The sequence below is a fragment of the Arthrobacter sp. TmtSoilC79 genome (assembly GCF_059739405.1).
In genome coordinates this window covers 4,508,980-4,529,565 of sequence record NZ_AP046051.1, presented here as the reverse complement: position 1 = coordinate 4,529,565, position 20,586 = coordinate 4,508,980, and the positions used below count along the sequence as shown (strand labels likewise).

General features: G+C 64.6%; 17 protein-coding genes. 6 read left to right on the top strand and 11 right to left on the bottom strand.

Features of this window, described 5'->3' with window-relative positions:
- Positions 1 to 56: 56 nt before the first annotated feature.
- The 5 genes from AC6JA3_RS20780 to AC6JA3_RS20760 all read right to left on the bottom strand — a co-directional run bounded on the left by AC6JA3_RS20780 (position 57) and on the right by AC6JA3_RS20760 (position 8,956).
- Positions 57 to 2,069, bottom strand: a complete 2,013-nt coding sequence (locus AC6JA3_RS20780) for an amidase family protein (RefSeq protein ID WP_223944368.1) — start codon at positions 2,067 to 2,069, stop codon at positions 57 to 59.
- On the bottom strand, positions 2,066 to 5,794 hold the full coding sequence (gene uca, locus AC6JA3_RS20775) for an urea carboxylase (RefSeq protein WP_347782187.1): 3,729 nt from the start codon (positions 5,792 to 5,794) through the stop codon (positions 2,066 to 2,068). The genes AC6JA3_RS20780 and uca overlap by 4 nt, the downstream gene beginning before the upstream one ends.
- Positions 5,791 to 6,444 carry an urea amidolyase associated protein UAAP2 gene (locus AC6JA3_RS20770; protein WP_347782186.1) on the bottom strand — a complete coding sequence of 218 codons (654 nt, stop codon included), beginning with the start codon at positions 6,442 to 6,444 and terminating at the stop codon, positions 5,791 to 5,793. The genes uca and AC6JA3_RS20770 overlap by 4 nt, the downstream gene beginning before the upstream one ends.
- Positions 6,441 to 7,319 (bottom strand): urea amidolyase associated protein UAAP1, encoded by an 879-nt coding sequence (locus AC6JA3_RS20765; protein WP_347782184.1) that lies wholly within the window; start codon positions 7,317 to 7,319, stop codon positions 6,441 to 6,443. Before AC6JA3_RS20765 ends, AC6JA3_RS20770 begins: the two co-directional genes overlap by 4 nt.
- Positions 7,320 to 7,414: 95 nt before the next feature.
- The gene (locus AC6JA3_RS20760) at positions 7,415 to 8,956 is read right to left on the bottom strand and encodes an amino acid permease (RefSeq protein ID WP_347782182.1); all 1,542 of its coding nucleotides are present in this window, start codon (positions 8,954 to 8,956) and stop codon (positions 7,415 to 7,417) included.
- Positions 8,957 to 9,184: 228 nt separating this feature from the next.
- Here AC6JA3_RS20760 and AC6JA3_RS20755 point away from each other — a divergent pair, with 228 nt between their 5' ends.
- Positions 9,185 to 9,862, top strand: a complete 678-nt coding sequence (locus AC6JA3_RS20755) for a TetR/AcrR family transcriptional regulator (protein ID WP_347782180.1) — start codon at positions 9,185 to 9,187, stop codon at positions 9,860 to 9,862.
- Positions 9,863 to 9,933: 71 nt separating this feature from the next.
- On the top strand, positions 9,934 to 10,329 hold the full coding sequence (locus AC6JA3_RS20750) for a hypothetical protein (RefSeq protein ID WP_139183529.1): 396 nt from the start codon (positions 9,934 to 9,936) through the stop codon (positions 10,327 to 10,329).
- Positions 10,330 to 10,353: 24 nt separating this feature from the next.
- On the opposite strand, the gene AC6JA3_RS20745 is transcribed toward AC6JA3_RS20750, so the two are convergent.
- From AC6JA3_RS20745 to AC6JA3_RS20730, 4 genes are all read right to left on the bottom strand, one after another.
- Positions 10,354 to 10,977, bottom strand: a complete 624-nt coding sequence (locus AC6JA3_RS20745) for a Pr6Pr family membrane protein (RefSeq protein ID WP_026547984.1) — start codon at positions 10,975 to 10,977, stop codon at positions 10,354 to 10,356.
- Positions 10,978 to 11,031: 54 nt separating this feature from the next.
- Entirely contained in the window at positions 11,032 to 12,405 is a 1,374-nt protein-coding gene (gene radA / locus AC6JA3_RS20740; protein WP_026541672.1) for a DNA repair protein RadA, read from the bottom strand.
- Positions 12,406 to 12,437: 32 nt separating this feature from the next.
- The gene (locus AC6JA3_RS20735) at positions 12,438 to 13,136 is read right to left on the bottom strand and encodes a phosphatase PAP2 family protein (RefSeq protein ID WP_347782177.1); all 699 of its coding nucleotides are present in this window, start codon (positions 13,134 to 13,136) and stop codon (positions 12,438 to 12,440) included.
- A 110-nt stretch (positions 13,137 to 13,246) separates the two neighbouring features.
- Positions 13,247 to 14,374, bottom strand: coding sequence for an FUSC family protein (locus tag AC6JA3_RS20730; RefSeq protein WP_026541673.1), 1,128 nt, complete (start codon positions 14,372 to 14,374; stop codon positions 13,247 to 13,249).
- 247 nt (positions 14,375 to 14,621) lie between these two features.
- On the opposite strand from AC6JA3_RS20730, the gene pstS reads away from it, so the two are divergent.
- From pstS to pstB, 4 genes are all read left to right on the top strand, one after another.
- Positions 14,622 to 15,743 carry a phosphate ABC transporter substrate-binding protein PstS gene (gene pstS / locus AC6JA3_RS20725; RefSeq protein ID WP_026541674.1) on the top strand — a complete coding sequence of 374 codons (1,122 nt, stop codon included), beginning with the start codon at positions 14,622 to 14,624 and terminating at the stop codon, positions 15,741 to 15,743.
- 138 nt (positions 15,744 to 15,881) lie between these two features.
- A complete protein-coding gene (pstC, locus tag AC6JA3_RS20720) occupies positions 15,882 to 16,814 on the top strand; it encodes a phosphate ABC transporter permease subunit PstC (RefSeq protein ID WP_026541675.1) in 933 nt (310 codons plus the stop codon).
- A complete protein-coding gene (pstA, locus tag AC6JA3_RS20715) occupies positions 16,815 to 17,918 on the top strand; it encodes a phosphate ABC transporter permease PstA (protein WP_026541676.1) in 1,104 nt (367 codons plus the stop codon).
- A gap of 73 nt (positions 17,919 to 17,991) precedes the next feature.
- Positions 17,992 to 18,771, top strand: a complete 780-nt coding sequence (gene pstB / locus AC6JA3_RS20710; protein WP_011772968.1) for a phosphate ABC transporter ATP-binding protein PstB — start codon at positions 17,992 to 17,994, stop codon at positions 18,769 to 18,771.
- A 171-nt stretch (positions 18,772 to 18,942) separates the two neighbouring features.
- Here pstB and AC6JA3_RS20705 read toward each other — a convergent pair whose 3' ends face one another.
- Both AC6JA3_RS20705 and AC6JA3_RS20700 read right to left on the bottom strand, forming a co-directional pair.
- Positions 18,943 to 19,959 carry an inorganic phosphate transporter gene (locus AC6JA3_RS20705; RefSeq protein WP_347782174.1) on the bottom strand — a complete coding sequence of 339 codons (1,017 nt, stop codon included), beginning with the start codon at positions 19,957 to 19,959 and terminating at the stop codon, positions 18,943 to 18,945.
- Position 19,960: 1 nt separating this feature from the next.
- Positions 19,961 to 20,578, bottom strand: a complete 618-nt coding sequence (locus tag AC6JA3_RS20700; RefSeq protein ID WP_026547986.1) for a DUF47 domain-containing protein — start codon at positions 20,576 to 20,578, stop codon at positions 19,961 to 19,963.
- Positions 20,579 to 20,586 lie beyond the last annotated feature (8 nt).

Genomic DNA, 20,586 nt, shown 5'->3' with positions numbered 1-20,586 from the left:
ACGGTGGGGCGGCCAATTGGCGGATACCCTATTTCCGCCAATTGGCCGCCTGCCCTCTAATTCCGGCCGCGTCCGAGGCCAGTCAGAAGAGCCCCGCCGGCCTCGCGCCACAAGCCATGGCTTCCCGATCCGGCTGTGTTCTGTTCCAGATATCTAATCCAATCGCGGTACTCCGTAATATCCCGTCCTTCGGCTGCGGCCACGGCGTCACAGGCAAAACCCACGGCTTTGCTGCCATCATCCAGCGTGATGGATCCCAGCAGCATGGGTTCGGGCAGTTCAGCCAGGAAGGATCCCAGCGCTGCCTCGGAGAGCAGCCACCTCTCGGCCACGAGCCCGGCCCCGCGCGCTGATCGCACCACCCCCGGCTTGGGTGGCGTTGTCTCCAAGGCCACCATCCGGTACTGGGCCGCGGTGGTCACATGCCCGTCCCAGAACGCTCCCCGGTCTTCGAGTTGGGACGCCAGCGGCTGCCCTTTGCGATGCGCCCCCACCACTACAAGAGGTACGACGGCGGCTCCCGCAGCAACCGGCCAGGGAACCTCGGGAGCGGGGGACTGAGCCGCCGCGGCTCCCACGGCTCCCGCGGCTCCCGCAGCGAACAGCTCGGGCAACTCCGGGGTGAGCTCGATCCGCCGGGCAATGTCCGCGGCCACGCCGTCCTCGAACGTCCGGGCAACCACGGTGAGGCCGAACTGCGACTTACTGCGTGTGTCAATGCCGCTTGCGTCAACGCCTCCTGTTTCAACGCCGCTTGCGTCAACGCCGCCGTTCTCGGTGACGGTGCCCGCCGGTACCGCAACAGCGCTGAGGTCGAAGAGGTTGCAGAAATTGGTATAGGTGCCCATCCGGGAGTTGGCCCCCACAGGATCGGCCGCCACCTCAGCAAGCGTTGGGTGGAAAGGCGCTGTGGGAACAACCAAGGCGTCGAAGCCGTCCAGACGCTCCATGGCCTGGTACTTGAGTTGCTCCAACGCCGCAGTGTCCGCAACGTATTGGTGCGCCGGTACCTTGCCCGCGGCGCTGATGATGCCGGCGACTGTGGGGTCCAGCGTCGCGGCAACCCCGCCGGAATTAGCCACCCCGCCGGAATTAGCCACCCCGCCGGACTGGGCTGCCCCTCCGGACGCACCTGTCCCGTCGGACGAATCTGCCCCGCCCATCGTCACCGAGTCAATGAAGCTGCCGACGGCGGCATAGCGTTCGGCCACCAGTCCGCCGTCGTACAGCAGCCGGGCCGCCTGCAGGAAGACGTCCAGCTCGATTGCTTCGGCCACCACCCCCGTTGCACGGAGCCGCTCAATCTGCGCCTGAAATTCCGCCGCCCACGCCTCCGAAAGGGCCGGCAGCGCAGCGGGATAGGCCACCCGCGGAGTGGAAGGCGCGGCGACCCTGACGTCCGTGGGCCAGGCACGGCCGTCCCCTGCCATGACGCCCATGGCCAGTTCGGCAGTGGCGAGGTCCCGGGCAAAGATCGTGGCGGTATCCCAGGAACGGCAGGCCGGGACCACGCCCTCGGTAGAGACCACGCCCAGTGTCGGTTTGATGCCCACGATTCCCTGCAAAGCGGCGGGAATCCGGCCCGAACCGGCGGTGTCCGTGCCGATGGCAATGTCCACCAGACCCAAGGCCACCGCCACCGCGGAGCCTGAACTGGAGCCCCCCGAAATCCGGTCGGGTCGCCGTGAATCGCGGACGGCTCCGTACGGGCTCCGGGTTCCCACGAGTCCCGTGGCGAACTGGTCCAGGTTGGCAGCCCCAAGCACCAGCGCACCAGCTGCGCGAAGCCTGGCCACCGGCACCGCATCCCGGGTTGCTGTCCCGCCAAAGCCGGGGCACGCCGCCGTCGTGGTCATCCCGGCAACATCCACGTTGTTCTTCACGGCTAGCAACAGGCCCGCCAACGGCAGGTCCTCCCCGGCGGCCGTCGCGGCATCCAGCCGTGATGCTTCCGCGAGCAGCTCATCCCGCCCGCGCAGGTGGATCCAGATTTCAGGACGGTCGACGGCGTCAATCGCCTCGAGCGCGGCCAGGACGCGTTGCACTGTGCTTCCGTGACGCCCGGTCATGAGGAGCTCCCTTCCAGGACGAGGGCTGGTTCCCGGACCTCTGCAGGCTCCAGGACCACCAAGGCTTCGCCGGCGACCACCTGCGCGCCGGCCGAGGGCAGGACGCGATGCACGACGCCGTCCACGGGAGCTTGGATGACCGTCTCCATCTTCATCGCCTCAAGGGAAACCAAGGGCTGGCCTGCAACCACCAGGTCGCCGGGTTCCACATCCACTTTCCACACGCTCGCGGCGAACGGAGAGGTCACCAGGGTGCCGCCGTCGGGCACAACGACGTCGTCCGCCGGCGGAGCGGGGGAAACAGCCTGCTCGGCACGGTCAAACTCACCGGCTTCCTCCCACGCTTGGCGCTCCACAGCGAAAGCGGCCGACTGGGTTTCCCGGAACTCTGCAATGGAGACACTGTTGCGGTCCAGGAATTCCTCATGCTCGGCAAGGGAGAAGGTGCCGTCCTCAATCTCCACGCCACGGCCCCGGCCGGCAGCCATGTCCGCCCGAAGGTCCAGCAGTTCCTCGGGGCTGACGGGGTACCAGGAAATGCGGTCGAAGAACCGGAGCAACCACGGGGAGCCCGGCTCAAATGGTGAGGCGTCCGCGTAGCGGGACCAAACCTGCGTTGTCCGGCCCACGAACTGGTAGCCGCCTGGGCCCTCCATGCCGTAGATGCACATGTAGGCCCCGCCGATGCCCACGGCATTCTCAGGAGTCCAGGTGCGGGCGGGGTTGTACTTGGTAGTGACAAGCCTGTGCCGGGGATCCAAGGGTGTTGCCACAGGGGCGCCAAGATAGACATCGCCCAGTCCCAGCACGAGGTATTCGGCGTTGAAGACGGTATCGAAAACCTCGTTCACGGAGTCCAGGCCGTTGATCCTGCGAATGAACTCGATGTTCCACGGGCACCACGGGGCATCATCGCGGACACCGGCCATGTACCGCTCGATTGCTTCGCGGGTGGCGGGGTCATCCCAGGACAACGGGAGGCGGACGCTGCGGCTGGGCACCACCAGCTCCGAGCTTGCCGGGAGGGATGCGTCCACCTCCCGCACCAGGCCCAGGAGTTTGGACGTGGGAAGGACTGACGGGTCGGCCTTGATCTGGAGGGAACGGATGCCCGGGGTCAGATCCACAATGCCCGGCACGCGGAGGCGCTCGAGTTCCTGGTGCAACGCGTGGACGCGGGCACGCAGGCCAAGGTCCAGCACCATGTCGCCATACTCCACCAAAAGGTTGTCATCACCGGATCGGCGATAGGTGACCGCAGGCCGGCCGTCGCCTTCGGGCACCCGGCCCAGCACGCCGTCGTCGCCGTCGCCGCGGAGCAACCCGGCGGCGCCGGATGCCGTGCCGGAAGCCGGGCTCGATGCCGCGCCGGATGCCGAGCCGCTGCCCGTGGTGAAACCGGCGCTGCCTGGCAGAACAAGCTGCCTCGCAGCGCCCAGTTCCTTGACCGACGGCGCCTCCACCGAGCGGATGGGCACCAATCTCACCTTGTCCCCGGGACGCAGCTGCCCCAGCTTCCAGCGCTCGCCGGTCACAACGGTTACGGGGCAGACGAACCCGCCCAGGCTGGGGCCATCCGGACCCAGCAGGATGGGGGTGTCGCCGGTGAAGTCCAGGGCACCAACGGAATAGGCGGTGTCGTGGATGTTGGAGGGGTGCAGTCCGGCTTCGCCGCCATCGTTGCGGGCCCAGCGAGGTTTGGGTCCGATCAGGCGGACACCAGTGCGCGCCGAGTTGAAGTGGACCTCGTATTCGGCGGCGTAGAGCTCCTCGATGTCCTCGCGTTGGAAGAATTCGGGCGCACCGTGGGGTCCTTCCACCACTTTCAGCTGCCATTCGGTGGTGAGCATGGGGCGGCTTTCCGCGGGAACAGGACCAGGGACGGTCTCAGGAAGGTGTCCGGCCACTGTGCGGAGGACGTCACTGGCGCGGAGCACCCTGCCGCCGTGGCCGCCAAACTGGCCCAGCGTGAAGGTTGAGGCGCTGCCGAGGTACTGGGGAACGTCCAGCCCGCCTTCAAAGAGGACGTAGCCCCTCAGTCCCGATCCATCAGCGGAGCCGACGTCCAGGAGGCCGTCGTCCGGCACGGTGATGGGTTCCCAGGTGCTGGCCGGATTGCCGTTGACGGTCACGGTGACGTCCGCACCGGTGACGCACACCGTGGTTGCGTGCGTAAAGCGGAGCGCCGGACCCGCCATGGTGAATTCCAGGCCGGGGACACCTTCGGGGTTGCCCAGCGCGGTGTTGCCCAGCCGGAACGACAAATCATCCATGGGTCCACTGGGCGGCACGCCGATCTGCCACAGCCCGGTCCTGCCGGGCCAGTCCTGCACGCTGGTCTGGAGCCCCGGCCGTTCAACAGTGATCCGCGGTTCGGGATCACCCACGGTGTTCAGGGTCCCGGTTGAATGCTTCGCGTCCCGGACCACGCCCATCCCGGCCACGGCCCGCAGCATGCCCAGATTGGTTTCGATGCCGTCAATTCGTGTTCCTGCCAGCGCATCAGCCAGGGCGTCGAAGGCGGCGTCGCGGGTTGCCCCGGAAGTAATGACCTTGCCCAGCAGGGGATCGTAACTGGTGGAGACTTCGCTGCCGGTCTCCACCCAGGCGTCAATGCGTACGACGTCGGAGCTTGGGTATTGCGCGTTGGTGACGGTTCCGGCGCTGGGCTGGAAGTTCCGGGCAGGGTCTTCTGCATAGATGCGGGCTTCCACGGCGTGTCCTGAAACGGGCACACTGTCCGGCACGCCATCAAGCACTGGCTTTTCCTGTGCGAGGTCCAGCATCCACTGCACCAGGTCCACACCCGTGATGGCTTCGGTGACCGGGTGCTCCACCTGCAAGCGTGCGTTGACTTCCAGGAAGGAGGCTTCCTGGCGGACGGGATCGTAAACAAACTCCACTGTGCCTGCAGAACGGTAGCCCACGGAGGCGCACAAGGCCCGGGAGCTCCGGTGCAGTTCCTCGCGCAGGGCTTCCGGTAAGTCCGGCGCCGGCGCTTCTTCCACTACTTTCTGGTGGCGGCGCTGCAGCGAGCAGTCACGGTCACCGAGGCTTACTACCCTGCCCTCGCCGTCGCCGAATACCTGGACTTCGACGTGTCGCGCGTGCTCGATGTACCGTTCGGCAAAAACGCCTGCCGTTCCAAAGCTGGAGCTGGCCAGGCGGGCCACCCGTGAGTAGTTGTCGCGAAGTTCGGCGTCGTCACGGCACACAGCCATGCCAATGCCGCCTCCGCCGCCCGTGGCCTTGAGCATGAGCGGGTAGCCAATGGTTTCTGCTGCCGCGACAGCTTCATCCAGGTCTGCCAGCAGGCCGGACCCGGCGATCATGGGAACGCCGGCCCGTTGCGCAGCGTCGCGGGCGGTGTGCTTGGTCCCGAAGATCCTCAGCTGCGCCGGAGTGGGTCCCACGAACACCAGCCCTGCCGCTTCCACTGCTTCCGCGAACGCAGCGTCTTCGGACAGGAATCCATAGCCGGGGTGGATGGCGCCGGCCCCGGTGGCTGCTGCCGCTTTGAGGATGGCTTCTACCTTGAGGTAGGACTCTTTGGCCGGAGCAGGTCCCAGGAGGACAGCCTCGTCGGCGAGCTTCACATGCTTTGCGCCTCGGTCAGCTTCGGAGAAGACGGCCACAGTGCGCAGCCCTGCTTTCCGGGCGGATTCGATGATCCGGCAGGCGATCTCGCCGCGGTTGGCAATAAGAAGGGTGTCGAAACGGCTCATGCGCGGGCCTCCGGTCGGGTGACGATCATGCGAACCGGCGTGGGGTTGAAGCCGTTGCACGGGTTGTTGATCTGGGGGCAGTTGGACACCAGCACCAGTGTGTCCACCTCGGCGCGCAGGGCTACCCGCTTGCCTGGTGCGGACAGCCCGTCCACGATCCCCAAAGCACCGTCGGGATCCACCGGCACGTTCATGAACCAGTTGATGTTGGACACCAGGTCCTTCTTGCCGAGGTCCCACTTGGCGCCTTCAATGAGGAAGTTCTCAACGCAGGCGTGCTGTTCATGGGTGTGCTGGCCGTAGCGGAGGGTGTTGGATTCCTGCGAGCAGGCGCCCCCGATGGTGTCGTGGATACCGACTTCATCGGCCACCACCGTCATGAGTTCCTGGCCGCTGTCTGCACGGAGTACGGAGCCGTTGGTCAGGAAGATCGAACCCTGGGTTGCGATGGTCACAGCAGCGGAGTACCGCGTACTGGTGTCCTTGGCGGCGTAGAGGATGCAGTCAACGGCCTGGTTGCCGTCGAGGTCGACGATCGTGAGGACATCGCCGGCCGCCACCACGGCGGACCATGGGCCGCGGGCTTCCACCAGTTCGTCCAGAATTACTGTCCCAGGGATCAAAGCAGGGGCTGTTGCCACGGCGTTCATGCGGAAGTCCTCGCGTTGTAGTCGGATTCTGTGTTGTGGAGGGCAAGTCGCCCTTCGGGGCCAAGGTCAATCCCGAGGGTTCCGTCCCTGAGTGCCTCGAGGTCCTGTGGAGCCTGCCAGGCAACGATGTCCACGGCGCTGCCGGTGAACTCCTCACGCGGGTCCAGCGGGTGGGCGGTATTGGCCAGGACCAGCACCGCATCCATGTGGAGGAGAAGTTCGACGGCGGCACCGTCACCGGCGCTGCCAACGAACCGGATGCGGCCATCAGGGTCTACGGTGATGCCCTTGAAGAACGAGATCGACGGCGGCAGTTGCCTTTGGCTGACCCCGTGCTTCATGCCGCCAAGGGTGAGGAGTTCGCGGCCTGCCGGTGATGCACTATGGGCTGATCCGGCACCGTACTTGGCGGTGTTGCCGGCAAGGTGCGTGGTGCCGGTCAGGGCGTCATGCTTGCCTGAAGAATCAGCCACCACGGTTGCCATGAGCCGGCCGGCGTCGGAGAGAAGCGGGTGCCCTGCGGTGATGTAGGCCTGCCAGGGAACCTTGACGGTGTCCGCAACATTGATCCTCTCGTGCTGGGCTCCACTGCGGATGATGACAGCGTGAACGCAAGCGTCGCCGTCGAGGTCTGTGATCCTGATGCGGGTCCCGCGGGCAAGTTCCAGGTGCGTATAGCGGCCGAAGGCCAGCGTTTCGGCCCAGGTCAGCGCGCCCGCTGCCTCCACGGGGAGGCCTTCCGTGAGACGCGCCGGTGCCGATGTGGGCGGGATGTGGATCATGGTTTCGGCCGTGCGCCCGTGCTGGGCCCGGGCGTGCAGTTTGGCGCCGGCTGTTGTGGCGGTGCCGGGAGCGCTTTCGAGAGTCTGTGTCATGGCAATCATTTCTGTACTGGTGCTGGAACAGGAGCTGGTACGGAGGCTCTGCTGGTGCTGGCAGTGGGGGTCAGGCGGAACCGGCGGTGGCGGGATCAGCCGGCGTTGGTGGATTCCGCAGCTATTACGGCCTTGTTTTCGCGGATCCGGATATTCCGCCGCACCCAGATGCCTAGGAGCAGGACTGCGCCAACCATGAGGGGAGCGGAGAAGAGCAGGATCCCGTGTTCGCCGGAGGGGTCGTACACCTCGGGACGGGGCCAGGAAAGGTTGATGACCATCAGGGCGCCGTAGAGCACGGCCAGGATGTTGACGGGCAGTCCCCAACGGCCCAAGGAGAAGAGCCCTGCCGGCATGGTCTGGCCCACACGGTCCCAGTCGCCCCGGAAACGGCTGAGCAGCTGCGGGACCGTGACCATCAGGTACGCCAAGTACACCATCACGATGCACACACTGCAGAGGGTGGTGAAGAGCGCGGAGTTGCCGATGTTGATGGCCAGGATTCCCACAGCCAGGGCGCCGATCGCGATGGAGGGCCACATGGGAGTTCCGCGCTTGGCATGGACCTTTGCGAGGCTGGCCGAGGCCGGGAGCTTGCCGTCCCGGGCCATGGAGAACACCAGCCGTGAGCCTGCCGTCTGGATGGCCAGGGTGCAGACGAAGATGGCGATTGCCACGTCCACCAAGAGCACCTTGCCCCAGAACGTGCCCAACACGGCAGTCAGCACGTAGGGGAGTCCTTCGGTGGCGAGCCGGCCGTCGTCGAGGCTTGGCGCTGCCATCAGTGAGGCGATAATCATGAATCCGCCACCAATGCCCGAAATGATGAGCGCGGACAGGATGGTGCGCGGTGCGGTCTTGCGGGGGTTCTTGGTTTCCTCCGACAGTTCGCCGGCGGAGTTGAAGCCCACCATCACGTAGGCGGCCATCAAACCGGAGACGAGGAAGGCACCCACGGCGCCGAGGTCTGAGGTGGTGACAACGCTGACGTCCGCCACTACCTCAGGGCCGCGCTGTGCGGCTGAGAACAGGGCCAGGATGACCGCCGCGACGCCCACAATCTCGCAAGTGACGCCAATGGAGTTCACATGGGACATCAGCTTCACGCCGAGGCAATTGATCACTGTTGTGATGACCAGGAGGATGGCGCCGAGGATGACGGCGTTGGCTGCTCCGGTGGGGGACGCCAACGCGGGGTCACCGCCCACCATCTGGAAGCCGTCCCACAACTGGGGGAGGACCACCTGGAGGGCGATTGCCGCCGCCGCAGCTGTAATGACCTGGGCGATCGACATGAACCAGCCGGCAAACCAGCCCACCACCTCACCGCCCATGCGGCGCGACCACTGGTAGACAGCGCCGGACAGTGGGTAACGGGCGGCGAGTTCGGCGAAGTTCAGGGCCACCAGAAGCTGGCCGACCAGCACAACCGGCCAGGTCCAGAAGAAGGCCGGTCCGGCGAAGGAATAGCCGAAGGCGAAGAGCTGGAAGATGGTGGTGAGGATGGAGACGAACGAAAAACCTGCGGCAAACGATGCGTAACGGCCCAGCTTGCGGTGCAACGTGGGCTGGTAGCCAAGGGCTGTCAGGTCTGCGTCGTCGGTGCGGTTGGCCGTCGTCGAAAGGGTGGAAGTCATCGGGTTTCTCCGTGTCTGGAACGGGATGTAGGACCAGTCCGGAGAAGGTTTGACTGCCCTTCCGGAATATCGGTCACTTGATAGTTTTCCAGCGCGGTGTCCCCACGGCGTTTCGGCAATGTAAAGCCTTGGTTACCGCTCGTTTCGGGAATGTAAAGGAATTCTCACCGTCTCTGCGGGACTCCCGGAACGGCCTTTTTGGTGATGCTGCGATGCAAGAATGAAAGCGTGACTACAACCGGACCGGGACGCCCCCGAAAACAGCAAGCGGTACGTCCGGGAGCTACTGCACGGGACGAAATCCTCGACGCTGCGGCTGAGCTCTTCACAAGCCAGGGGTTCGCCAACACCTCCACCCGGGCTATTGCTGACGCGGTAGGAATCCGGCAGTCATCGCTCTATCACCACTTCTCCACCAAGGACGAGATCCTCGGGGAGCTGCTCGGCGGGACGGTTTCCACCAGCTTGGATTTCGCCCGCGCCATGCGGGATCATTCCGACGACGGCCTGGAAGCTTCTGCGGCACAGTTGCACGCAGTGGTCCTCTTCGACGGTTCGCAGCTCTGCACTTCCCGCTGGAACCTCGGGGTCCTCTACCACCTGCCGGAGGCCAGGGCGGAGATCTTCCAGCCCTTCATGGCGGCACGGACGGAACTCCGGACCATCTACGGGGAGCTGGGGCGGGGCGTTGCATCCTCCCCTGGGGACCCGGACCTCGGAGACACTGCTTTTCGGCTGGTGGAGTCGCTGATCAACCTCCGCGCGGACGGGCTGATCTCCAAGGACTCGGCGTCCACCACGGCCGACACGGTGATGATCCTTGCCGGCCTGAGGGAAAAACTCCCGGCGGTGAGGGCTGCCAGCGACGAACTCATCGCGAGAACAGCAGCCGGAGATGGCAAATGATGGACGTGCTGGCCTTCTCGTTCGCTATGCCACCTACTATGGCCTGCGCACATAGATTGGAGAGCCGCAGAATGTTCAGGCGACTATTCCAAGTCATTGCCCTAGCCTTGGTGCTGACCGCGTTCTCAGCATGTGGGTTAGACAGCGCAACTCCCGGCACCATCCCTAAACCAGAGTTGCGGGACGGCACTGTCCAGAAGGTGATGTCCTACCTGCACGCCAAGGACGTTGAAGGCCTCCAGAACATGGCCTTCGACGAGTTTGTTGGCGTCGCTTACTCCGCCAATGACTGGGTCGCCACCTGGGGCGGCGTGCAGGACACGGGTTACGAAGTCTCTTACGAGTCCCCGGGCGGAACTACTTACTACCACACCACAATTAGGGCAACGGCCGCGGACGGTAAACCTATTGAAATTCGCATCTCACTTAGCTGGGCAGTAGACCATTGGGCCGTCGGCCGCCTCTGATCCGGCCCTTCCAGCGAAAAGCGCCTAGTAATCCACCTGCCGCTTGAGTTTGTTCCCGAGCCACAGCATCGCCAGGCTTACCACCAGGAAGCCAACGGAAATAGCGAGGGCGAACACCACCACGCCACCCCATCCGCCTGCGCGGGCCGGGTCGATGAACCAGTACGGGTACCAGTTGACGAAGGCGCCCCGGACCAGGCTGTAGACCAGGTAGCCGATGGGGTAGAGCAGCCAGTACCAAACGTGTTTGAGCTGCAGGGTTGCCCGCGGCGGTTGGAAGAGCCAGTCAGCCACCATCACCACGGGGATCAGGTAGTGGACCACAAAGTTGACCCAGGGGAGCAGGGAACCGAGGTCTTCGCCCGCCAGCAGCGCACCAAACACCAGCCCCACTACGGCCATGGCGATCGTGGCCGTGCCACGGGTGACATCGTCCGCTTCGGTGGGCCTCTTCCGGATCAGCACCCGGTAGCCGCTGATGAGGAGCACCAAGGCTGCGAAGATGTTGGACAGGTTGGTGAAGTAGCTGAAGAAGTTCCAAAGGTCATAGCCCAGGCCCAAGTGAACTGTCAGCTGCGTTCCCACTGCCACCAAGGTCAGCAGGCCAAAGAAAAAGCGTCCCCCGATAAGCACGTTCCGTTTGGTCATGTTCCCCATCCTTGCCGACCCCGCGCCACGAACAGCCCCGACACCCCGAAACAGCTACGTGATCAGCAATTCCAAGGCCTCGGCAAGGTGGCCCACCTCGCGCACGGAGAAGCCGTCCGGAATAACACCCGCCCCTGCCGGACTGGCCGGGACAATGGCGTGGGTGAAGCCGAGCCGGTGTGCTTCCTGGATGCGCTGGTTGATCCCGGGAACAGGACGGACCTCACCGGCCAAGCCCACCTCTCCAAACGCAATTAAACGCTGGGGGAGGGCCTTCCGGGACTTGGCCGAAGCAACAGCCAGGGCAACGGCCAGGTCTGTTGCCGGTTCGGTCAGCTTCACGCCGCCCACTGTTGCCACATAGGAATCGTCCTTGTGGAGCATGCAGCCGGCACGCTGCTGGAGGACTGCCAGCAGCATGGCTACGCGGGAACTCTCCAATCCGCTGGTGGCCCGCCGTGGTTGCGAATTGGCGCTCTCGGCGAGAAGGGACTGAACCTCTGCCAGCAAGGGCCGGCGGCCTTCCATGGTCACCGTGATGCAGGTGCCCGAAACGGGTTCCCGGGTCCGTGAAACGAACAAACCACTGGGATCAGCCAACCCCTCAATGCCGGTCTCGTTCAGGTCAAAGCATCCGACGTCGTCCGTGGCACCATAACGGTTCTTTACGGCCCGGAGCAGCCGCAGGCGGGAGTGGCGTTCGCCTTCAAACTGGCATACCACGTCCACCAGGTGCTCCAGCAAACGGGGTCCAGCGATGGTGCCTTCCTTGGTCACATGGCCCACCAGCAGCGTGGTCATGTTGCGCCGCTTGGCAGCGGAGATGATGGACGCTGCAACCTCGCGCACCTGCGACACGCCACCGGCGCTGCCTTCTACGTCCGCGCTGCTCAGGGTCTGCACCGAGTCCACAATGAGCAGTTTGGGTTCAAGCTTTTCCACCTGCCCCAGCGCCTGGCCAAGATCCGTTTCCGCGGACAGGTAAAGAGTATGGGCGACGGCGTCGATCCGCTCCGCACGGAGTTTGACCTGGGCCGCCGATTCCTCGCCCGTGATGTAGAGGACGTCTTGGCCGGTGCGCGCGAACTTTGCCGCTACGTCCAACAGCAACGTGGATTTTCCTACGCCGGGCTCGCCGGCAAGCAGGATGACGGCACCAGGGACCAGCCCTCCGCCCAAAACACGGTCCAGCTCGTCCACGCCGGTAGGCAGGAAGGCCGCCGTCGTCCCATCCACCTCGGCGATACGGCGGGCCGGCTCCAAAACCGTAGCTGCCGCCGTCGTGCGCGCCACCGTGGCACCGTACTCCTCAACGGTTCCCCACGCCTGGCATTCCCCGCATCGACCCACCCATTTGATGGCAGTCCAGCCACATTCGGCACACTTGTAGGCGGGTGTTTTGGATGCGCGGGACGTCTTGGAAGCCATGGGTTCAAGCGTAGTGGCGGGGACTGACAGTATTAGCCGCGCCGGCCACCGTGCCGGGCTGCGTCGACGAAGACGGCGATCCCCGTCACTCCGAGCGCGAGTCCAAGGGATGCAACCACGTCGGTGAGCCAGTGGTACCCGAGGTAAAGCCGGCTGTAGGCGACCATCAGCGTCAGCAAAGCGGCGCCGGCGAAGGCGAGCACCGCCGTCGCCCGCGAACCCGAACGTGAAACGAGCAAGTACGTCAGGACCAGCGCGAAGATGCCTGCGCCCAGGGTGTGGCCCGAGGGGAAGGAGAGTGCGTCGTCGGGGCCAAGGAGGAAATCGGACGACGACGGTCGGGAGCGGCCCACATCCTGCTTGACCAAGGTGGAAAGAATGACCGACAGAAGCATGGCCCCCATCAGCACCGCCGGCCGCCAAAATTCCCTCTTCCACACCATCCATGCAACCGCCACCGCTGCACCGATGCCCGCTACCCAGCCGGGCGAGGTCACAATGCTCAGGGCAGTCAGCACGGCGGTGAGCAACGGGTTGCGGGAATCCACCATGAAGCTGTGGACAGTGCCATCCATGGTGGCCAGGCCGGTCTCGGAGAGTACGGCGGCAAACATCAGCCAGAACACCGCATCCCCGGCAACGAGCAACCCGGCAGCCCACAGGAACAGGGTCCGCTGCCGCAAACGGAGAGCCGGTGCGGGCCGGAAGCGCGTGGAAATGGCAGTGATCATCGGTTCATTCTGCCAAACAGGGCTGGGGCTTCTCTGAATGGCTCCGCGAGCTTGCACTTAATGACAATGCCAGGCCGGGGGATTGCGATTAACTGCCACCTCGGCGGAGGCTACAGGGCCGGAAGCACCGCGCGGGCTTCATCCGGTTCCATGCCGCTGGCTTCCAGCAGGTCAACCATGAGGGGCCGGAACAGCATGACGACGGTTTCGCCCTCGAGCCTCTGGACGTCGAGCATCTTGGGATGAAGGCGGGCGGCTATGTCCGAGAGGTCGTTCCGGGCCCGGCGCAGGTGAACCCGCCGGGTCCCCTCGCTTTGCTCGGACAATCCAATGGTCATCTCATCGATCGCCGCGGCCGTTTCCTGCAGGACCTCGGAGATGCTGTCGATCGCTTCATCGGAGAGGGCGGCGTGGTTGATCGCGCTGGTGAGCCGCCGCGCAAACACCCGGCTGTTACGCAGGGCCAGATCGATGTACTCCAGGGAGTGCTCCAGCCCGGCGAGCTCGTCGCGGTGCCTGCGGTGTGCCGGTGCCAGGGTCGCCACTTCACCGGAAGCGCGCAACGTCTGCCGCATCCGGTCCACCAGCGGCTGGCAGTTGCGCCCGCGGATCAGGGCGTGCCAGGCGATGGTGGAGTCACTCTCCGTCAGTGCCTTGCCGCATTCACGCAGCACTTCCGCCAGTTCATGGAGGATCTTCTGGACGTCCTTGCGGGGCTCACGCCGTGGATCCTTCGGCACCAGGATGGTCACCAGCAACGCGAAAACGCCACCCACCACCGCGTCCAGGCTGCGGGTGAACGGCCCGCCGGCCGGCGCAGGCAGCAGCACCACCAACAACGACTGAAGCCCCAGCTGGGTGGTAAAAATAGTCCCGCTGTCCAGGAACCTGGCCAGCAGGATGGAGAAAAGCAGGACGATGGCGGCCTGCCAGATCCCGGCGCCCAGCCAGTGGAGCAGCAGGTCACCCACCACGATGCCCAACGTGCAGCCCAGGCCCACCTCGATCACCCGGCGAAGCCTGGGATCACGCGAGAAGCCGAGGGCGATCAGGGAAGAAGTAGCAGCGAACAGCGGTCCTTGATGGCCCAGCACGTATTCCGCGAAAGCGTAGGCACCCACGGCGCACACCGTCATCTGGATGGCAGGAGTCAGGGAATTCCGGCTGCGGACCAAACCCGTCCGAACCCTTGCGCGCAGGAACCTCTTGCTTGCGGAAAATCCCTTCGCGGCGGCCATGCCCTCCAGTCTATTTGCCCGGCCTGGGTTCCGGCGCAGGCGCAAACCCCAACCCGCCCGCCCCTCAAGGTGGCGCGCGCCACATAACCCAATGGTCCGCCGTCGTTCACCTTCCGTTTACCTTTCACCGCAGATCCCGTTACCTGCGCTCCTTACCTTCAGTAAAGGAACAAAAGGTCCTCAGCTCGCGCACGCCGAAATCTCCGTTCGGCCCGCATCGAAGAATCCCTGGAAGGGGCACATCCAAGTGAAGGCAACTCACTTCGGCCGCAACGCGGCAATCGCGGTCATCGCAGCCGGCGCTCTCGCGCTCACTGCTTGCGGTTCAGACAACGCAACGGGCACCACTGGCGGCACCCAGACTTCAGCATCCGGCACCAAGGTGACCGGCACCCTGACCGGCATCGGCGCCTCCTCCACCGGCGCAGCCATGGATGCCTGGAAGGCCGGCTTCGCCACTGCCAACTCCGGCGCTACGGTCCAGTACTCCCCGGATGGTTCCGGCGCAGGCCGCAAGGCCATCATCGACGGTTCGGCACAGTTCGCCGGCTCCGACGCCTACCTCAAGGACGAGGAGCTGGAGAGCTCCAAGGCCAAGTGCGGCCCCGACGGCGCCATCAACATTCCGGTGTACATCTCCCCGATCGCCGTCGCCTTCAACATCCCTGACGTCAAGGAACTGAAGCTCGACGCCGCGACGGTCGCCAAGATTTTCCGCGGCCAGATCGCCAAGTGGAACGATCCCGCAATCGCCGCCCTCAACGAAGGCGTCACCCTGCCGGACCTTAAGGTCACTCCGGTGAACCGCTCCGACGACTCCGGAACCACCACCAACTTCACCGACTACCTCGCAGCTGCCGCTCCTGAGGTCTGGACGGACAAGGCTGCCGGCGTTTGGCCCGCAAGCCTGGCCGGCGAGAACGCCAAGGGCACCTCCGGCGTCGTCAAGACCGTCACCGACACCCCCGGTGCCGTGACCTACGCTGATGACTCCGCTGTCTCCGGCAAGCTGGGCACCGCCTCCATCAAGGTGGGCGACGAGTTCGTCAAGATCTCCGCCGACGCTGCCGCAAAGGCTGTCGAAGCCGGCAAGCCCGTTGACGGCCGCGCCGCCAACGACGTCGCCATCAAGCTGGACCGCAAGACCACCGCAGCAGGCGCCTACCCCGTAGTCCTCGTCTCCTACCACGTGGTGTGCACCACCTACGAGACGAAGGAAGTTGCCGATCTGGTCAAGGCCTTCGAAAGCTACGTCGTTTCCGACGAAGGACAGAAGACCGCAGCTGACGCCGCAAAGTCGGCACCGCTGTCCAAGACGCTGCAGGACAAAGCTACGGCCGCTATCGAAACCATCAAGGCCAAGTCCTAAGGTTTCCCGGCGGGTTTACTGAACCCGGCTGAACACTGAAGTTCCCTGTCCCGCTCTCCGGTGGCCGCCGCGGCACCGGACCGGGGCAGGGAACTTAGCCATGTAAGACCAGTTCACTCCAGACTGAAGGAACGTGAAGTGACCACCAACTCCCTGACAACCTCCCAAGGCGCAGGACGCGCCGGGGACAAGGTTTTCTCCGGGGCCGCCATGGCCGCAGGGTGCCTGATTCTCGCGGTTCTCTTCGGAGTCGCATTGTTCCTTGTGGTGCAGGCGATCCCCGCGCTCACCGCCCCCGCAGAAGACATCCAGGGCGGCAACGGCTTCTTCGCCTACATTGCCCCGATCGTGGTGGGCACCCTCATTGCCGCAGTCATCGCGCTCGTCATCGCCACCCCCGTGGCCATCGGCGTGGCACTGTTCATCTCGCACTACGCTCCCCGCCGCCTCGCATCGGGCCTGGGCTACGTGGTGGACCTGCTCGCCGCCATCCCCTCCGTTGTCTATGGCGCCTGGGGTGCAGCCTTCCTGGCCAAGGAAATCTCCCCCGCCTACGACTGGCTGGCCACCTACCTCGGCTGGATTCCGATCTTCGAAGGACCGGCGTCGGCTACCGGCAAGACCATCCTGACCGCAGGCATCGTCCTGTCCGTCATGGTCCTGCCCATCATTACCTCCCTGTCCCGTGAAATCTTCCTGCAGACCCCCAAGCTGCACGAGGAAGCAGCGCTTGCGCTGGGAGCCACCCGCTGGGAAATGATCAAGATGGCTGTGCTGCCCTTTGGCCGCCCGGGCATCATCAGTGCCATCATGCTGGGCCTTGGCCGGGCACTCGGTGAGACCATGGCCGTTGCCTTGGTGCTCTCCTCCGGTGTCCTGACGGCCAGCCTCATCCAGTCCGGAAACCAGACCATCGCCGCGGAAATCGCCCTGAACTTCCCCGAAGCCAGCGGCCTCAAGGTCAACACGTTGATCGCCGCCGGCCTGGTGCTGTTCGTCATCACCCTGGGCGTGAACATGATCGCCCGCTGGATCATCACCCGGCACAAAGAATTCTCGGGAGCCAACTAAATGTCCGCCACAGTAGTCCGCAAGCGCTCAGCGCTCACCAAGGGCCAGCTGCCCAAGTTCGCGCCCTACATTGTCCTGGCCGTCGCGCTCGTTGTGGGTGCGGCAATCCTGGCGCTCATCGGCTTCAATGCCTTCGGCTGGGGGCTTGTCTCAGCCATCCTGTTCGCCGTGGGCCTGGTCTCCTGGAGTGCCGCCGTTGAGGGTTCCCGCAAAGCGAAGGACAAGCTTGCCACCTGCCTGGTAGTGGGCTCGTTCCTTGTTGCGCTCCTGCCTTTGGTCTCCGTCATCGTCACGGTCCTGGTCAACGGCATCCCCGGGCTCATCACCCCCGGCTTCCTCGGCACCTCAATGAACGGTGTCACCGGCGCCTTCGACAACAAGGCAGTGGAGGAAGGCGCCCCCGTCCTGGGCGGTATCTACCACGCACTGATGGGGACGCTCCAGATCACGCTCCTTGCCACGGTGATCTCGGTCCCCGTAGGCCTCCTGACATCCATCTACCTGGTGGAGTACGGCAACGACCGTCCGCTGGCCCGCGCCATCACGTTCTTCGTGGATGTCATGACCGGCATCCCGTCGATCGTGGCCGGCCTCTTCGCGGCAGCGTTCTTCTTCGCCATCGTGGGCCCCGGCACCAAGACCGGTGCGGTAGCCGCCGTCGCGCTTTCAGTCCTGATGATCCCTGTTGTGGTCCGCTCCAGCGAGGAAATGCTCAAGATCGTCCCGAACGAGCTCCGCGAGGCGTCCTACGCGCTGGGCGTCCGTAAATGGCGCACCATCACCAAGGTGGTTATTCCGACGGCGATCTCCGGCATCGCTTCAGGCGTGACCCTCGCGATCGCCCGCGTGATCGGCGAAACCGCCCCGATCCTGGTGACGGCGGGTTTTGCCACCACCATCAACAACAACGTGTTCGGTGGATGGATGGCTTCGCTGCCCACTTTCATTTACACGCAGATCCTCAACCCGACGTCGCCGTCCAACCCTGAGCCGTCGGACCAGCGTGCCTGGGGCGCCGCGCTGGTGCTGATCATCCTGGTGATGCTCCTGAACCTCGGAGCCCGCCTCATCGCCCGCCTGTTCGCTCCCAAGACGGGACGCTGACCGGGCAGGCCGCGCGGTGATCCGCAGCGGCCCCTACAAAAACTTCCACACCCCCAAGGAACAAAGGAACACCATGTCCAAGCGCATCGACGTCAAAGACCTGAATGTCTACTACGGCAACTTCCTGGCCGTCGAAGACGTCAACATCAACATCCAGGCCAAGTCCGTAACGGCCTTCATCGGCCCCTCCGGCTGCGGCAAGTCCACGTTCCTCCGCACCCTGAACCGCATGCACGAGGTCCTTCCCGGCGCGCGAGTAGAAGGCGAAGTCCTCCTGGACGGCGACAACCTCTACGGCCCCGGCGTGGACCCCGTAACTGTCCGCACCCAGGTGGGCATGGTTTTCCAGCGCCCCAACCCGTTCCCCACCATGTCCATCCGCGACAACGTGCTGGCCGGCGTGAAGCTGAACAACAAGAAGATCTCCAAGGGCGCAGCCGATGCCCTGGTGGAGAAGTCCTTGGTGGGCGCCAACCTGTGGAACGAGGTCAAGGACCGCCTGGACAAGCCCGGCTCCGGCCTTTCAGGTGGCCAGCAGCAGCGCCTTTGCATCGCCCGCGCCATCGCCGTGGAGCCCCAGGTGATCCTCATGGACGAGCCGTGCTCCGCCTTGGACCCGATTTCCACGCTGGCCGTTGAGGACCTCATCAACGAGCTCAAGGACCAGTACACCGTGGTGATCGTGACCCACAACATGCAGCAGGCCGCCCGTGTCTCTGACAAGACCGCGTTCTTCAACATCGCAGGCACGGGCAAGCCCGGCAAGCTGATCGAGTTCGCTGACACCACCAGCATTTTCAACAACCCCGGCCAGAAGGCAACGGAAGACTACGTCTCCGGCCGCTTCGGATAAAGGGTTCCGCAGGTTCCGGCTTCTATGGGGGGAGTCGGCAGATAACGACGGCGGCCGTCGCCTTGGGGGTACGGCCGCCGTCGTTTTTTCTTGCCCAAGTAGGTAACAGCAAACGTCGCAATGGGCGCTCATTGCGCGTTTGCTGTTACTCAGTTGGGGGAGGCCCGGGGGTTACAGGTCCGCGAGGGGCGAGAACGCCAGCTCAAGGATGAAGGCGGCTGCGGCTGTGACCAGGGGCGTAGCCACCCAGAACAACAGGATTCTCCGGACCAAGCGCCTGTTGACGGTGTGGAACCGTTGGTTCACACCCGCACCCAGCACCGACGCGGTCAGCGTATGGGTGGTGGACAGCGGCAGGTGGAACCCGATTGCGCCGATAAACAGCATCACGGACGTCAAGGTTTGTGCCACAAAGCCCCGCAGCGGATCCACCCTGATCAGTTTGTGGCCAAGGGTGTGGGAAATCCTCCAACCGCCGAACATGGTCCCCGCGGTGAGCATGAGGGCCGTGAGCAGCAGGATCCAGAGCGGCACGTCATTCCCACCGGACAACCCCGCGGCCACCACTGCAAGAACCATGACCGCGGCGGTGCGCTGACCGTCCTGGAGCCCGTGGCCAAAAGCCACGGCAGCGGCGGAGATCGCCTGTGCACGGCGGAAGCGCCGGTTGACCACGTTCGGTTGCGTGTAACGCGCTGCCCACGTGACGGGCCACACCAAAAGGTACGCGGCTGCGAACGCGATGAGCGGAGACAGCACCAATGGCAGCACAACCTGGGTGAGCATGACGTTATCCATGCCGTCCACCGCGTTACCACCCACCAGCACGCTGGCTGCGCCGGCGCCGATCAGCCCGCCAACCAAGGAATTGGTGGAGGACAAAGGGATACCCCTCCACCACGCATAAACGCCCCACAGGATGGAGGCGGTGAGCGCTGAGGCGAGGATGGTCAAGCCGCTGGTGCCGCTGGGGAGCGTGATCCAGGACTGGGTGAAGGCCAGGATGAAGGTGCCGCTGAGCATGGCACCTGCAAAGTTGAAGATCGCGGCCAGGAGCACGGCGATTGAAGGAGTAAGAGCACGGGTCCGCGTGGACAGGGCAACGGCGTTGGAGACATCCCGGAAGCCGTTCAGGAAAGCGAACCCGGAAGCCAGGCCAATTACCAGGACCAGGATAGCGATGGTCACGTCATGATTCCTTGACGATGATGCTGCCTACCTGGGTGGCGACCTTCCGCATGTCCTTGGTAACTTCCACCAGCTGGTTGGCGATGTCCCGGTGCCGTGCGTACTGCGCGGACTTCATGTCCTTGAGCATCTCCGCAACCCAGATGCGGTGAGTCCGTTCAGCCCGTTTGGCCAGCCGGAGGATCTCGATCCAATAATCCTCGAGCTCGTCCAGGTCCTCCAGCTTTCGCATCGCGTCCACGGTGAGCTCGGCCTGCCGGCTGATGATCTCCAGTTGATCGGCTGCGCGCTTGGGGAGCCGGTCCAGCTTGTAGATGGCCACCAGGTCTCCGGCGGCGTCAAGCTTCTCCATGGCCTCGGTGAGGTGGCGGGACAGTGTGTACATATCCTCGCGGGGGAGCGGGTTCACGAAGCTGGTGCGCATATGCGTGAGCAGGGCGAAGTGCAGGTCCAGGGACTTGGACTCGTGCTCGTGCAGTTCTTCGGCCAGGCGCTCGTGCTCGCTGGCGGGGGCTCCGAGTATTTCGGAGAGCGTCCCGGTGCCGGCCACGATCACGCCGGCCATCTGCGCGAGGAGGACGAGCCCGGCAGGTTCCTGTGGGAAAAGGCGCAGCTTCATATCGCTTT

Coding starts and splice junctions, on each gene's coding strand:
- AC6JA3_RS20750 (WP_139183529.1), top strand. CDS start 9,934: ATGTTCAGGCGACTATTCCAAGTCATTGCCCTAGCCTTGGTGCTGACC.
- AC6JA3_RS20765 (WP_347782184.1), bottom strand. CDS start 7,319: ATGACACAGACTCTCGAAAGCGCTCCCGGCACCGCCACAACAGCCGGC.
- AC6JA3_RS20770 (WP_347782186.1), bottom strand. CDS start 6,444: ATGAACGCCGTGGCAACAGCCCCTGCTTTGATCCCTGGGACAGTAATT.
- AC6JA3_RS20760 (WP_347782182.1), bottom strand. CDS start 8,956: ATGACTTCCACCCTTTCGACGACGGCCAACCGCACCGACGACGCAGAC.
- AC6JA3_RS20700 (WP_026547986.1), bottom strand. CDS start 20,578: ATGAAGCTGCGCCTTTTCCCACAGGAACCTGCCGGGCTCGTCCTCCTC.
- pstA (WP_026541676.1), top strand. CDS start 16,815: ATGTCCGCCACAGTAGTCCGCAAGCGCTCAGCGCTCACCAAGGGCCAG.
- AC6JA3_RS20780 (WP_223944368.1), bottom strand. CDS start 2,069: ATGACCGGGCGTCACGGAAGCACAGTGCAACGCGTCCTGGCCGCGCTC.
- AC6JA3_RS20730 (WP_026541673.1), bottom strand. CDS start 14,374: ATGGCCGCCGCGAAGGGATTTTCCGCAAGCAAGAGGTTCCTGCGCGCA.
- AC6JA3_RS20735 (WP_347782177.1), bottom strand. CDS start 13,136: ATGATCACTGCCATTTCCACGCGCTTCCGGCCCGCACCGGCTCTCCGT.
- radA (WP_026541672.1), bottom strand. CDS start 12,405: ATGGCTTCCAAGACGTCCCGCGCATCCAAAACACCCGCCTACAAGTGT.
- uca (WP_347782187.1), bottom strand. CDS start 5,794: ATGAGCCGTTTCGACACCCTTCTTATTGCCAACCGCGGCGAGATCGCC.
- AC6JA3_RS20745 (WP_026547984.1), bottom strand. CDS start 10,977: ATGACCAAACGGAACGTGCTTATCGGGGGACGCTTTTTCTTTGGCCTG.
- pstB (WP_011772968.1), top strand. CDS start 17,992: ATGTCCAAGCGCATCGACGTCAAAGACCTGAATGTCTACTACGGCAAC.